The 14,796-nt window shown below is 42.5% G+C and carries 13 protein-coding genes; 7 read left to right on the plus strand and 6 right to left on the minus strand.

The features are described from left to right. Positions 1 to 4: 4 nt before the first annotated feature. Both J7E67_RS00385 and glcD read right to left on the minus strand, forming a co-directional pair. Entirely contained in the window at positions 5 to 1,327 is a 1,323-nt protein-coding gene (locus tag J7E67_RS00385) for a (Fe-S)-binding protein (RefSeq protein ID WP_214730577.1), read from the minus strand. Next, positions 1,324 to 2,736 (minus strand): glycolate oxidase subunit GlcD, encoded by a 1,413-nt coding sequence (gene glcD, locus J7E67_RS00390; RefSeq protein WP_214730579.1) that lies wholly within the window; start codon positions 2,734 to 2,736, stop codon positions 1,324 to 1,326. The genes J7E67_RS00385 and glcD overlap by 4 nt, the downstream gene beginning before the upstream one ends. A gap of 190 nt (positions 2,737 to 2,926) precedes the next feature. Here glcD and J7E67_RS00395 point away from each other — a divergent pair, with 190 nt between their 5' ends. From J7E67_RS00395 to J7E67_RS00415, 5 genes are all read left to right on the plus strand, one after another. Next, the gene (locus J7E67_RS00395) at positions 2,927 to 3,790 is read left to right on the plus strand and encodes a Cof-type HAD-IIB family hydrolase (protein WP_214730581.1); all 864 of its coding nucleotides are present in this window, start codon (positions 2,927 to 2,929) and stop codon (positions 3,788 to 3,790) included. Positions 3,791 to 3,940: 150 nt separating this feature from the next. Continuing rightward, a complete protein-coding gene (gene murQ, locus J7E67_RS00400) occupies positions 3,941 to 4,849 on the plus strand; it encodes an N-acetylmuramic acid 6-phosphate etherase (RefSeq protein ID WP_214730583.1) in 909 nt (302 codons plus the stop codon). A gap of 23 nt (positions 4,850 to 4,872) precedes the next feature. Next, positions 4,873 to 5,727, plus strand: coding sequence for a MurR/RpiR family transcriptional regulator (locus tag J7E67_RS00405; protein WP_214730585.1), 855 nt, complete (start codon positions 4,873 to 4,875; stop codon positions 5,725 to 5,727). Between the two features lie 109 nt (positions 5,728 to 5,836). Then, complete coding sequence (locus J7E67_RS00410; protein WP_214730586.1) at positions 5,837 to 7,198, plus strand: PTS transporter subunit EIIC; 1,362 nt, start codon at positions 5,837 to 5,839, stop codon at positions 7,196 to 7,198. Beyond that, a complete protein-coding gene (locus tag J7E67_RS00415) occupies positions 7,195 to 8,202 on the plus strand; it encodes a MupG family TIM beta-alpha barrel fold protein (RefSeq protein WP_214730587.1) in 1,008 nt (335 codons plus the stop codon). Before J7E67_RS00410 ends, J7E67_RS00415 begins: the two co-directional genes overlap by 4 nt. Positions 8,203 to 8,577: 375 nt before the next feature. On the opposite strand, the gene J7E67_RS00420 is transcribed toward J7E67_RS00415, so the two are convergent. The 3 genes from J7E67_RS00420 to pxpB form a co-directional block, all read right to left on the minus strand. After that, entirely contained in the window at positions 8,578 to 9,546 is a 969-nt protein-coding gene (locus J7E67_RS00420) for an SMP-30/gluconolactonase/LRE family protein (protein WP_214730588.1), read from the minus strand. A 426-nt stretch (positions 9,547 to 9,972) separates the two neighbouring features. Next, positions 9,973 to 10,968 (minus strand): 5-oxoprolinase subunit C family protein, encoded by a 996-nt coding sequence (locus J7E67_RS00425; RefSeq protein ID WP_214730589.1) that lies wholly within the window; start codon positions 10,966 to 10,968, stop codon positions 9,973 to 9,975. Beyond that, on the minus strand, positions 10,965 to 11,699 hold the full coding sequence (pxpB, locus tag J7E67_RS00430) for a 5-oxoprolinase subunit PxpB (RefSeq protein ID WP_214730590.1): 735 nt from the start codon (positions 11,697 to 11,699) through the stop codon (positions 10,965 to 10,967). Before pxpB ends, J7E67_RS00425 begins: the two co-directional genes overlap by 4 nt. Positions 11,700 to 11,971: 272 nt before the next feature. On the opposite strand from pxpB, the gene J7E67_RS00435 reads away from it, so the two are divergent. Together J7E67_RS00435 and J7E67_RS00440 are read left to right on the plus strand one after the other, a co-directional pair. Next, positions 11,972 to 12,754, plus strand: a complete 783-nt coding sequence (locus J7E67_RS00435) for a LamB/YcsF family protein (protein WP_214717802.1) — start codon at positions 11,972 to 11,974, stop codon at positions 12,752 to 12,754. A 186-nt stretch (positions 12,755 to 12,940) separates the two neighbouring features. After that, entirely contained in the window at positions 12,941 to 13,837 is an 897-nt protein-coding gene (locus J7E67_RS00440) for a DMT family transporter (RefSeq protein WP_214730591.1), read from the plus strand. Positions 13,838 to 13,902: 65 nt separating this feature from the next. On the opposite strand, the gene J7E67_RS00445 is transcribed toward J7E67_RS00440, so the two are convergent. Next, the gene (locus J7E67_RS00445) at positions 13,903 to 14,796 is read right to left on the minus strand and encodes an AraC family transcriptional regulator (RefSeq protein ID WP_214730593.1); all 894 of its coding nucleotides are present in this window, start codon (positions 14,794 to 14,796) and stop codon (positions 13,903 to 13,905) included.

Below are 14,796 nucleotides of genomic sequence, written 5' to 3' on the forward strand. Positions count from 1 at the left end.
AGTCTTATTTCATCGCTTCAACTAATAAGTCCACGATATGGACCGCCCGCATTGTAGAGGATAAGCCTTCTCGTTCAATGCCAAGCTGCATCTGTAATAAGCATCCTGGATTTGCGGTGACAATCGTCGTTGCGTGTGTCGCTTTGGCCTCAATCATTTTTGCGTCGAGCATTACCATCGACATCTCTGATTCGACAATATTATAGATTCCGGCCGAACCGCAGCAGCGATCGGCATCCTTCATTTCTTTATATTCTGCCCCTTGGATGGCTTGAAGGAGTCTTCTTGGTGCGGCGGCTGTTTTCATGCCATTTCTTAGGTGGCAAGAATCCTGGTAGGTGATCACCTGAGCAGGAAGTTCTAATGTTACCTTTTTATGAAAATCGACGGCTGCTAATATTTCGGAAATATCTTTTATCTTTTCCTTAAAGTCTCTAGCGCGGTCTTTCCAAGCAGGATCATCTTTCAGTAAATGATCATAATCGACTAAGAAGGCGCCGCATCCACCGGCGTTGGTAATGATGAAATCAACGTTAAGGTCTTCAAAGGCCCTAATATTCCGTTTGGCTAAGTCTTTTGCTGCTTCTTTTTCTCCACTATGACCGTGGAGCGCCCCGCAGCACGTTTGATTTCGCGGAATCACCACTTCACAGCCGGCTTTTTGCAGCAGCTTCATGGTGGCATCGTTTGACTTCAGGAACATCGTGTCCATTAAACAGCCGCTGAAAAAAGCAACTCTGTGTACCTTCTCAGCTATTGCTGGTAAATAGGTTGGCCGATTTTTCATCTCTTTCATCGTTGGCACATTTGGCAATATTTTTTCCATCGAGGCTAATTGGTCTGGTAACAGTCCTAAAAAGCCGATTTTTCGAGCAATCGTTTGAATGCCGGAGCGCTGATAAAATCCGATTAAGCCGACCACCCCGCGCATGCGGTTCTGGTGCGGGAACAGCTCTTGAAAAACAGTTTTTCTGACAACCCGCGCTGGCAGAGAGTGCTTTTTGTTTTGATGGATAATATCTCTAGCCTCTTCGAGTAAATGGCCATAATTCACGCCGGAAGGACAGACTGGTTCACAGGCGCGGCAGCCAAGACAGAGTTCAAGCGATCGCTCAAAATCCTCATCCGGCTCAATCAGCCCATCCACAACGGCCTTCATTAGTGCGATCCGGCCTCTTGGAGAATGAGATTCTTTGTATCCTGATTCAATATAGGTCGGACAGGTTGGCAGGCAAAAGCCGCAGCGCATACAGTTGATCAGTTCATCTTCGTTCATCCGCGCTTTAAATTGTTCTTGAATCGTTTGTTTTTCTTTCACTGTTGTCATCTTGTAATCACCACGCGTTTCTTGCTGTCTTTGGCAAAAACCTTCCCAGGATTCATGATGTTATTTGGGTCAAACGCTAGTTTAATAGATTTCATTGCTGCAATTCCTTCTTCTTTCAATTTCCATTCAAGGTAGGGGGCTTTCATCGCGCCGACTCCATGTTCCCCGGTAATCGTTCCGCCCAAATCAATCGCTTTTTCAAAAATTTCCTCAAAGGCTTTTTCGACCCGTTCCATTTCTTCATGATTTCTTGCATCTGTTGCACAGGTTGGATGGAGGTTTCCATCTCCGGCGTGGCCAAACGTACAAATGGTCAGCTGGTATTTTTCAGTTATCTCATTGATCGCCTGCACCATATTTGCAATTTCTGATCTAGGAACCGTCGCGTCCTCGAGTATCGTCGTCGGTTTTAAGCGTGCAATCGCAGAAAGGGCGGCCCGTCGTGCTGTTCTAAGTGCGTCCGCTTCTGCCTCAGAAGCGGCGACTTGAATCGAAACCGCATTTTCTTGCTTACAAACTTCCGCCATTTTAATTAAATCACGCTCGACCACTTCGGGCGGGCCGTCCTGCTCGATTAAAAGAACGGCCTTGACATCGGTAGGCAGCCCGATTTGAGCAAATTCCTCGACCACCTTTAAGGTTGGCTGGTCAAGGAACTCCAGTGTTGTAGGAATAATTTTATTAGCAATGATTTTTGAAACCGAGTTTGCGGCAGCGGATAGGTCTTGGTAAAGGGCTAGCATCGTTTGTTTCGTCTCCGGCATCGGAATCAATTTGAGTGTGGCCTCGGTAATGACAACGAGCGTGCCTTCAGATCCCACAAACAGCCGGGTTAAATCATAGCCAGCAACATCCTTTGCCAGCTTTCCACCGGTCCTGATGATGTCGCCATTTGGCAGAACGACTTCAAGGGCGATGACATAATCGCGTGTCACCCCGTATTTAAGTCCGCGCAACCCACCGGAGTTCTCATTGATATTTCCGCCAATCGTCGAAATCTTCATCGAGCTTGGATCGGGCGGATAGAACAGCCCTTTTTCTTCCACTTTATTAATCATATCAAGGGTAATGACACCGGGCTGGACGGTGACAGTTAAATTTTCCTCATCAATTTCAAGGATTTGGTTCATATGCTTAAAAAGCAGGACAATCCCGCCCTCGGTTGGGCATGTCCCAGCACAAAGGTTGGTCCCGGAACCGCGCGGAACAATCGGAACCTTATGCTCATTACATACCTTTAGGATTTGAGAAACTTCTGCCGTATTCCTCGGGCTGATGACCGCATCAGGCATCGACTGGAAGTTCGGTGTGGCATCATATGAGTAAACTAAGCGTTCGACTTGGGAATCGTCGAAGTTTTCCTTGGTTACAATGGAAATTAGTTCTTCTTTTACTGTATTCGAGAGCATTTGGTTTCCCCGTTTCATTTTTTTGTCTATTTTAATGTTTCTTACAGTATAGGTGATTCTTGTTTGAAAATCAGAATATTATATAAATTTTCGTCCTAAAAAAGTGGTGTCAGGCACCACTATAATTTGAAATTAAATTTCAGTAATATTATATTAAAAATAAAATAAAATTACAAAGGGGAAATAATAGGTGAAATATCGACTATTAGCGACGGACTTAGATGGCACGTTATTAAATGATGAAAAAGAGATTGATGTGGAAACAATCGAGGCGATTCACGAATACCGCCAACGAGGGGGGAAAGTCGTAATTTGCAGCGGGCGTTCCCCGCTTTCAACCCAATGGATTGCCCGTACGATTGGACTTGAGGGGGAGCCAATCATTGCATACAATGGGGCGATCCTAATCGATGAAAATGGAAAGGTCAGCGAGCAATCAGTTTTTCAATACGAGCCGCTGTTGAGCTTTTGGGAATTATGTGAGGCGGAGGGCATCTATGCCCATTTTTACGAGGGGGATACGCTCCTGGTCCCACAGGTGAATAAATGGAACGAGAAATGGATTGAAAATAATATCCCCACCCTTGAAAAATCAGGGGGAGAACGTCAACATTGTCAAAGTTTTCGAGAAAGATGCGAGGTGAAAGTCGTTGAAGACTTTGACCGATACTTGAAGGAACAGGAGCCGAACATTACAAAAATTGCTGTCTTTGATGATGGGAACAAGCTCGCTGATTTTACCAAACGGCTTAAAGAGCAGGCAGTGGATATGGAAATTAGCAGCAGTTTTAACTTTGTTAATTTAGAAATTACCCCCACTGGTGTGACAAAGGCGTCTGCCCTTATGAAACTGACCGAGGAGCTGAAGATTCCACTCTCTCAAACGTCTGCGATTGGTGATAATTACAATGACGCCCTCATGCTCTCGGTTGCCGGCCTTGGAATTGCGATGGGAAATGCGCCCGAAAAGGTGAGACAATTAGCGGATCAGGTGACTGGTACGAATAATGAAGTTGGTGTTGCTAAGGCGATCCGCCGCTATTTGCTTGAATAATGTCCAAATAAACATTTCAGTACAATAGTGTTTTAAAATAACATTTTACTATTTTAATAAAAATCTTGAAATGTTATTTTAAAGGTAATATAATAAATGTACGGGTAACCGTTTTCACCTCAGAAAAGACTTACAGGAGGATCCAAAAAAATGGCAGAAAATCTTGAATTATTAACGACAGAATCGCGAAATGAACAGTCGATGCAAATAGATACAGCAAAACCAATCGAAATATTACGAATCATGAATGAGCAAGATCAACTGGTCGCATTAGCGGTCAAGGATGTGTTACCAGATGTGGAGGCAGCGGTTCAATTTGTGTTTGAATCCTTTAAAAACGGCGGGCGACTCATTTATTTAGGTGCAGGCACGAGCGGAAGATTAGGAGTTCTAGATGCAGTCGAATGTCCGCCTACCTTCAGCACGGACCCTGAAATGGTCCAAGGGATTATGGCAGGGGGAGAAGGCGCCTTTTTGAAAGCAGTCGAAGGAGCAGAGGATCAGCCTGATCTTGGTGTAGCCGATTTGAAGGAATTGGGTCTGACAAAAGATGATACCGTTATTGGAATTGCAGCGAGTGGGCGGACACCTTATGTCATTGGTGCCCTTCGCTATGCACGAAGCATTGGGGCGAAAACGGTTGCTCTTTCGTGCAATAAAAATGCGGCGATTAGTAAGGAAGCCGACCAAAGCATCGAAGTAATTGTCGGTCCAGAGGTACTAACTGGTTCAACTCGCTTGAAATCAGGAACCGCCCATAAAATGATTTTGAACATGATTTCAACTTCTTCGATGATTCTTTTAGGAAAAGCCTATGAGAATTTAATGGTAGATGTTCATGTGAGCAACCAAAAATTGAAGGAACGAGCGATCGGCATCATCCGTAAAATTACCGGGGTATCCTATCAACAGGCTTTGGAGACATTAGAGGCATCAGATCTGCAAGTTAAAACAGCAATCGTCATGATAAAAACGAATAGAAATAAACAAGAAGCTGAACGATTATTAACAGAAGCGAATGGCTATGTAAAAAAAGCAATCCAAATCGTGGCAGAGTAATTTTAAAAAAGGTGGTCTTTGGTGTGGCAGCAGGCGGTTTAAAAATGATTCAAAATATGCTGGAACAGCTTCCGACTTCCGAGCGGAAAATTGCTGAATTTATTCTTGATAATCCTCAAGCGATTTTAAACAGTACCGTTCATGACATCGGATTGCAGGCTAATACAAGTGGTGCTGCTGTGATTCGGCTGTGTAAGTCCTTGGGCTTAAATGGCTTTCAAGATTTAAAAGTAAGAATTGCTGGGGATCTTGTGAAACCAGTTGAACAAGGGTACCGTGATATCGAGCCTGGTGAATCTTTTTTCTCTATCGCTCAGAAGACAACGAGTAATAGCATCCAAAGCATCCGCGACTCGGAAGAGATGATCAATTACGATGAATTGGAACGTGCTGTTCACACCTTGTCGACTGCTCAAAATGTTCATTTTTTTGGGATCGGGGCTTCAAACATCATCGCTAGGGACGCACAGCAAAAGCTCCTTAGGGTTCATAAAAATGCAACCGCCTTTTCGGATACACATCTTGTTGCCACATTGATTGCCAATGCCAATAAGGATGATCTGGTGTTTGGAATTTCCCACTCAGGAGAGACACCTGAGGTGATTAAAGTTATGGCACTCGCAAAAGAGCGCGGCGTTAAAACAATTAGTTTAACGAAATATGGGCAATCATCGGTCTCTGCTTTGGCAGATATTAAATTGTTTACCGCATATTCAGGTGAGGCTCCGTTTCGAAGTGCAGCCACTTCATCACGCCTTGCGCAGTTATATATCATGGATATTTTGTTTTTATCGATGGCAACCGTTCAATATGAGGATACGATTCATTCCATTGATAAAACAAGAGAAGCGATCCGGTTTATTAAAGAAGGGAAATAGTCCTTTCAGGAGGTGATGTGAACACCATTCCATCTCTTATTGTCCTGCAATACTGACTTGGAATAAGAAGTTCACTTTTGAAAAAACAACAGAGAGAAGGGGAATTAGTATGGCTGGAGAGAATAAAATTTTAGCAGAAAAAATTCTTGAACAATTAGGCGGCCCAGCGAATATTGAAAATTATACTCATTGTATGACAAGACTTCGTGTGACACCGAAGGATGATTCGATTGTCAACCAAGCTGCCATTAAGAAAATAGACGGAGTCATGGGAGTGGTAGAAGAAGAAACACTCCAAATTATCTTAGGCCCTGGAAAAGTAAACAGGGTGACAGAAGAGTTTGGTAGATTGATAGATGCTGCTGGCGGGATCGATTTGAAAGAAAAGGCAGCCAGCAAAAAGGCTGAAATTAACAAAAAGAATGCCACACCATTTAAGCTATTTTTACGAAAAATCTCAAGTATTTTCATTCCATTAATCCCAGCACTTGTCGCTTCCGGATTGATTACAGGGATCACCAAAGCAATCGTCCAAGCGGGATGGTTAGCAGCAGATTCCCAACTTGCGACCATCTTGTCCGTTATTGGAAGCGGTTTATTTGGTTACCTTGGTATTTTAGTTGGTACCAATGCAGCGAAAGAATTCGGTGGTTCACCCGCACTTGGGGCGATTGCCGGTATTTTAATCATTAACCCAGCTGTTGCAGGAATCAAATTGTTTGATACCGCTTTACTTCCTGGACGGGGCGGCTTAATTGGAGTTCTCTTTGCAGCCATCTTTATTGCCCTTGTTGAAAAACGAGTTCGTCGTTATGTTCCACAATCGCTTGACCTGTTTATCACGCCAACGGTTGCTTTATTGCTTACTGGTATTGTAACTTATCTTGTTTTTATGCCGCTTGGTGGTTTCGTTTCAGATGCGATTACAAAAGGATTAACTTCGCTGCTTGATGTGGGTGGTGTCGTGGCTGGCTTTGTGCTTGGTGCAACCTTCCTGCCGCTCGTTGTCACTGGTTTACATCAAGGCTTAACACCAATTCACTTGGAGTTAATTAATACGCTTGGAAATGACCCGCTTCTGCCAATCTTGGCTATGGGTGGTGCAGCACAAGTCGGCGCTGCGTTTGCAATTTACTTTAAGACGAAGAAAAAACGCTTAAAAAGAGCGATTGGCGGGGGGCTGCCTGCAGGAATTCTTGGAATTGGCGAACCACTTATTTTCGGTGTGACCTTACCATTAGGCCGTCCATTCTTAACTGCCTGCTTAGGTGCGGGTGTTGGCGGTGCGTTCCAGGCTGTCTTCCATGTAGCAACAATTGCTGTAGGGGTTTCTGGTTTACCGCTTGCCTTCCTAGTCGTTTCTGGCCAAGTCCTGCTTTACCTGCTTGGTGTGTTAATTTCTTATGCTGCTGGTTTCTTGTTCACCTATTTATTTGGCTTCAATGATGACATGGCCGGTGAGTTTGATTGATCGGTATTTCCTTCTATTTAAATGACCCTTTAGCAGAAGAACGGATTGTGCTCGCAGGAAAAATGGGTGTGAGGCGGGCGTTTACGTCGCTTCACATCCCTGAAGAGGCAGGCGATTTAGCGGGCCGGGCGAAATCGTTGCTTAAAGCAGCAAAAGAAGCTGGAATAGAGGTTTATGCGGATGTATCGGCACGAACACCTGCCCATTTACGATTAGAAAGCTTATCTGCGTTAAAATCCTTAGGAGTCATCGGTTTGCGTTTGGATGACTTTTTTGAAAATGATACGATTTTGACCCTGGCTAAGGAATTCAAACTTGCTCTCAATGCCAGTATTTTGTTTGAGAAAGATGTGCGTGCTCTCCTTGAGGGCGGGTTAGAGGCTGGTCAGCTGCTGGCTTGGCATAATTTCTATCCAAGGCGTGAAACGGGCTTATCTGAATCGTTCTTTGAATCACAGAATGAACTTTTTAGACGGTATGGTATTCCAGTAAGTGCGTATATTCCAGGAGACGGTGAGAAACGCGGCCCTCTGTTTGAAGGGCTGCCCACCTTGGAAGCGCATCGTGAAGTCGATCCATATCTGGCGGCACTGGAGTTGTTCCGGGCGGGTGTCGATGATGTGTATATCGGCGATCCGGAGGTAAGTGAGGAGCTTCTTAGTAAATTAATGGAATTAGACCGTTTTGGTCGGGTTTCGCTCCGAGTGGAAGGGTCTCAAGAAGGGGAGTTCCGGCTTCGCCCTGATTTTTCCCGTGACGTTCTCAGGCTTATGGATACGAGAAGTTCAGGCTCGGTCGTCGCTGAGAATACGGTGGCACGGCCGGTGGGGACGATTACGAGAGATAATGACCACTATGGACGATATCGTGGAGAGGTACAAATCATGCTTCATGACCTACCGTCCGATGAGCGAGTTAATGTGGTTGGAAGGGTAGTGGAGGAGGATGTGCAGCTGCTTTCCTTAGTGCAACCGGGTCAACTTGTAAAACTGATTAGGGTATGATTCCCGTAGAGTAAATGAAAAACCAGAGGTAATGGGTTCATTAACAGAAAGAGCTGAATCAAAAGTTGTTTAGCCTAACAACTTCATGATTCAGCTTTTTTGAATGTTACTGAAAGATAAAGATAAAGATAAAGATAAAGATAAACCGTCAAAGCGACCAAACTCATCAAGAAAGGTATAGCTTCTTTTCTATCAATTATTCAAACTTCATATTGTTATAAGTAAGTTTTTTGTATTTTTACTTAACGTATCTGCTTTAATGTAAAGTACATTCTTTTTACGGAAAGGGGGAAAAAAAGGAGCTGTTTAAGCAACAGCCCTAGAAAAACCGAGAGATATATAGCATGGGAAGACTACAAAATTGCTATGAATAGTCTATTGTAATCCGTATGGCTCCAAACCATTCTTTTTCACCTTAATACGCCAAACCTCATTTTTCAATGATTCTGTTACATAGAGGTATCCATCGTGAAAAGTCAGGTTCGTGGAAAATGTCCCCGCACCTTCAGGAAGACGAATCGTCCCATATTTAAATCCACTAGGGTCAAGTACTACAATTTCCCCTGCTTGGAAATGTGCTACGTAAAGATTTCCCTCTGTATCAACAGCTAAACCATCTGGACCTATCCCGCCTTCAAACTGACCGAAAACAAATGCAACTTCACGTTGATCCTTAGCATTTTTTGATGGGACAGAGATAATTCGATTTGTGCCAAATTCAGAGATATAAACACGTTGTCCATCTGCTGAGATGGCTATTCCATTAGGATAAGCAATATTTTCTTGAAAAAGCTGCAATCCGGAACCGTCAGGCGGGAGATAGAAGACACGGCCTGTTGGCTTTGTTGCACTAGATCCTGTGGGCTCGGTAAAATAAAGTCCACCGGAAGTATCAAAAACCAAATCATTAAGTCCTTTTAATGACGTACCATTGTACGAATTAACAATGGTAGTACGCTGACCAGTAGTAGTGTTATAAGCATAAAGTTCTCCTGTACCATCAGCGATAAAGAGTCGTCCATCTTTGTGAAATTTTGCTCCAACAGGAACCTTATATTTTTCACCAACAATTGAAACCTTTGAACCTTCAACCTTCATTATTTCTCCAGTGGCCGGACTGACCATCCATATTTCTCCGTTACGGTCAAAATTAATACCTTCCATGAACCCACTACCAGTAACGACCTTTTCCCATAGGCTTTTAGGATAAACAATTTCTGAAATAGAATGTCTATCCTTCGATGGGACCGGTTTTGTTACATATAGTGCTCTTGCTCCAACGGCACTTACGGTTACTAGAGAGATTAATATTAATACTGTTACTGTTAATACCCTTTTTCTCATTTAATAGACGCCTCCTTTTTATCTAAAAGAATCTCTCGGAATTCTAATAAATTAAAACGCTTTCTATTTAATTAATTTGTATACTACCCGATCTCTCAAATAACTGACTGAAGAATTCATTAAGTAACGTACGCAACAACAATTTATCATAATCTTTTGAATATTTACAACATAAAAAAGTACTCGTTTTTATCATGAACTCAGTGTAATTTTACTACTATTTAATTCATGTTTATTCTGTTAAACTAATAGTTTAGTTTGTAATCTACGCGTAATCGATCGTTTGTATCTATTTTCTTTGTCATCAAATCAAAGAAAGATAGTGTTATTAAATGAAAAAAGATTAGGATTTCTCCTAATCTTTGCTTATGCATTTTTATAAACGCCATCAACTTGAAAGCCACATTTTCATCTGCACCTGTACTCTCATTCATAAAGTGCTTTAAAGCGAATACCTAACGCTAATTTACGGAGCTTCTGCTCTTGCATGATTAGTTCTATTTCTGCTTGTTCAAGCGAAACTTCCTTGAACTCAATTTCACAATTGGGCTGCATCTGGGCCAAACAAGGCAGATCGATGGAAATGACTTGACCGATTTTGGGATATCCTCCTGTCGTTTGTCGGTCAACCATTAAAATTATCGGCTGTCCGTTTGAAGGTACTTGAATGGTCCCGTACGTAACTCCTTCTGATAGCAGCTCAAACTTCTCTGATAAGTGGAGGGATTCACCTTCCAACCGATAGCCCATCCGATCCGCCTGAGTGGTTAACGTGTACCGATCCGAAAAAAATGTTTGCTGACTAGCCGTATCGAAACGCTCGAACTCTGCCCCTCGTAAGACCCTAATTGTTTGTGTTTTATTGAATCTAATAAATTCTGAATAGTTGACTGACCATGGAAAATGAGTAGTCATTTGTTCGAGCTGATGAACGAATGACCGACTGATTCTATTGAAGGTTCCGCTCTCAAACTCATCCCCTTTTTGTAATGCTCTGCCGTGAAACCCTCCAATTGCCGCACGAAGATAAGTGCTTTTACTTCCCATCACTTCAGGAACATCGATTCCGCCTGCGAATGCCACGTAGGCCCTACAGCCATTAATGGCGGATTTAAATTTTAAAATAGAGCCTTTGCGAATCAGGATCGGCCGCCACATCGGTGCAACATTTCCATCAATCGCAGGCTGCAGGTCACCACCTGTAATCGCAATTAACTCATCCGTTTCAAATTCGAGAGTTGTCCCAAACAGGGTAATTTCAAGTGCGCCTTCTCCTTCGTTATTTCCGACGAGTAAATTTGCGATTTTAAGAGAAATAGGATCCATTGCTCCACTTACGAGTACCCCAAATTTTTGTGAACCGAATCTCCCCAAATCTTGGATTGTTGTCAATAATCCAGGCTGATGCACTTTAATGCTCATTGTTTCATCTCCCTATAGGAAGCATACTCTTCATGAGAAATTGGTACATAGCGGATTCTATCTCCAGACTGTAACATCGTTGGCGGTGAAAGTTCGGGAAGAAACAAATCAAGCGGGGTGCGGCCGATAATTTGCCATCCACCTGGTGTTTCCAGCGGGTAGATGCCTGTTTGTTTACCAGCAATTCCAACAGATCCCGGCGCGATGGCTAGGCGTGGTGAATCCTTACGTGGTGTGGCAATTCTTTCGTCCATTCCCCCCATGAACGGAAACCCCGGCGCAAAGCCAATCATATAGACTAAGTAATCAGCTGACGAATGAATTTGAATTACTTTTTCAACAGAAAGTCCATGATACATTGCTACGTACTCTAAATCTGGTCCAAATTCTCCTCCGTACAAGACTGGGATGGTTATTAGCCGTTGTTCGGGTTTTTCACTCGTTCCTAATTGATCTAGTAACTCCAAAATTAAGGTGCTTACTTTTTTAAAAGGACTTGTTGCTTCATTATCAGGGTTGGACAAATAGACGGCAACAGGATTGTAATAAATGGTCAAGCTATTATAAGACGGTACAGGTTCAATTAATCCTGTAAACGGCTTTTTTTCTAATAAGTTGGATAGATTTTTCACCTTTTCATGGATGGTGGGGCTCATTCCATCGCCTAACTGAATCACAAGAGCAGAGTCCCCTAAAGACCTTATGTTAACATTATTTTTCTGATGGGCCATTATAAACAGCTCCTCGGAGTTTCGAATTTCGGTAACCAAGTTCTGTTAAACGGATACTACAAACATTATAGTTTATATTTAAAAACAAGACTAGGAATATAGAATATTATGATATTTATAATTTTTGGGCAATTTCGTAAACAATATTTAATTGAAAATATTTATGCTAGAATGGGTTTAAGTTTCAAAACTAGAGTTCCGAATTTCGAAACTACATAATCATGAAAGCGCTTTTGTTTGGTGGACGAGTGATCAAGATGGAGGGGAGAAACATGTTTCAAGTGGATTTGAATTGTGATTTAGGGGAGAGTTTTGGCCGGTACAAGCTTGGGGAGCAGGAAGAAATTTTGAAATACGTTACATCTGCAAATATTGCTTGCGGTTTTCATAGCGGAGATCCAAGTGTGATGAGAGAAACGGTGAAGATGGCCATTGCCAATGGGGTCAAAATTGGAGCACATCCTAGTTTGCCAGATTTAAACGGATTCGGGCGAAGGGAAATGGCTATTACACCTCAAGAAGGATATGACATGGTCGTCTACCAAATTGGGGCATTGCAAGGATTTTTAATGACGTTCAATGAAAAAATGCAGCATGTAAAACCCCATGGTGCTTTGTACAATATGGCTGCCAAGGATCGAAAACTTGCCGAAGCCATTGCACAAGCAGTTTATGACGTATCCCCGTCCTTAATATTATTCGGCCTTGCCGGCAGTGAATTGACAAAAGCCGGAGAGAAGATCGGTTTACGCACGGCACATGAGGTATTTGCAGATCGTACGTATCAAGCGGACGGGTCTTTGACTTCTCGCTCACAAATGGATGCGCTGATTACAGATCAAGAACAATCTGTCGCGCAAATTGTGAAAATAGTGACAGAAGGAAAAGTAGTATCTCAGCAAAAAACAGAAGTTTCGCTGCGTGCAGATACCATTTGTATTCACGGTGATGGTGCACATGCCCTTGCCTTTGCCAAATATATTAACGAAACATTAGACAAGAACAATATTACGGTAGATGCAATCAGTAACTTGGAGGTTTACTATGGAAGATGAAGCATTCAGTGTGCTATAAAACGTATCTATTGAAAATAGGCTAAACATTTCGTAGTCTTATAGAAGATACTGCGATAAACAGAGTCTGCAAAGTACTATACTATCGTGAGGCGATGCATCAGTGCGTCGTCTCTTTGAACTTTACGGTGACGAGTTCGGCCTGCTTGTTTGTCGTTGAAAAAGGGGATGGAGAATATGTCTACAAAATCGAAGGCAGCGCTTTTCGTGCTCATTTTGATCTGGGGTGCAAGCTGGCCAATCAATAAATTAGCAGTACCCTATTCACCGCCATTGCTTTATGCAGGACTGCGTTCACTGTTAGGCGGAATCTTGTTGACACTAATTATTTGGAAGACGCGGAAGGCGATCAATTGGCGGTATAACTGGCAGAAGTACTTTATTGCGGCTTTCTTTAACTCCATCCTTTTTTTCGGGCTTCAGACATTAGGATTGCTCTATTTACCGGGTGGATTGTTTTCCGTACTTGTCTATTTCCAGCCGATTTTACTTGGTCTTTTCGCTTGGCTCTTCCTTGGAGAATATTTATCGCCAATCCAAATCATGGGGTTGTTGCTTGGATTTGTTGGGATCGCAGTTGTTAGTGTCGATGGTTTGACCGTTCATATCTCAGCAATCGGAGTGACACTCGGGTTACTAACAGCGGTAAGTTGGGCGTCAGGTGTTATCTACGTAAAGAAAGTAAGCAAAGAAGTGAATGCATTTTGGATGGTGGCGATTCAATCTGTGATTGGAGGTATTTTCCTCCTAAGCACCGGCACAGTGTTTGAAAGCTGGTCAGCAATCGAATGGAATCGATATTACATAGTAGGGCTCTGCTTTGGTGCGACCATTGGCATCCCATATGCCTACATCCTTTACTACAAGCTTGTTAATGCGGGTGAGGCAAGCAAAGTTGGTTCCTATACGTTTCTCATTCCTATTGTTGCTGTTCTCCTCAGCGTGCTTTTCTTGGGAGAAACGGTGACCTATACACTGATTGTCGGGATGCTATTAGTTGCTACAAGCATTCATTTTGTGAATTTCCGGTATAAGCCTAAATACAAAAGGATGAGTAATAAATAAAATCATCGACTAATTAAATATTCCTTAATAAGCCCACTTGATTTGGTGGGCTTATTTTTATTAGACTATATTTTCTTTTTCACATAATCATTGCGATACTTAGCAGGTGAAACATTCATCATTGTAGTAAATACGCGTGTAAAGGAATGCACTGATCCAAAGCCGGTCACATCATCTATCTCTTTAATAGGAATGCTTGTCATTTCAAGCAGGCGAGCCGCCTCTCTTACTCTTTCCTTGCGAATATAATTGGAGAAACTTTCACACAGTTCAGTGGAGAAGAGTCTTGATAAATGACGACTAGAAATGTGAAGATAGTTGGCGACATGTTCTAGCTTCAATGGTTCTGATAAATTATCACGAATAAACAGCATTGCTTGATATAAATGGGTGGGAGAACGATTCGAAAACATTTTTTCTTGATTTCGACTTCTCTGATTTGTTTCGGAAAACATAGTGCTAAAGGACAGGATGAGCGTGTGTGCCATATTAGTAATGAAGTTAAAATCGTTGGCACCGCCGTTTGACGTATAATCTACCAATGCCCTCCATAGTAAGGCCGTTGGGGAATCATCAGCAACACTGGTACAAATTCTATTTGTTTTCGCCAGTAGATTATACATGCGAATGGCATCAACCTTTGATTGTTCATGTAAAATCTCGAAAGCAACAAATACAAGAAAAAGTCCGGTTTCGCTTAAAATTTGGTGATGAATGTTCGGACGGGATAAAAATACTGTACCTTTCTTTAACGGATATTGTACATCCAGGTCTTTATACTGTCCTTCTCCATTTAGAACATAACAAACTTCAAAAAATGAATGCCTATGTACCGGATTGTTAAAATGCTCCGGGTTCACTCCCCAATAATGCACCTTAAAGGAAATTTCTTCTCCAATCGGACGCATTGCATATTGATTCAACATTCCTTCACTGAGTTTACATGATTGGACGACCAA

The sequence above is a fragment of the Bacillus sp. ISL-46 genome (assembly GCF_018613205.1).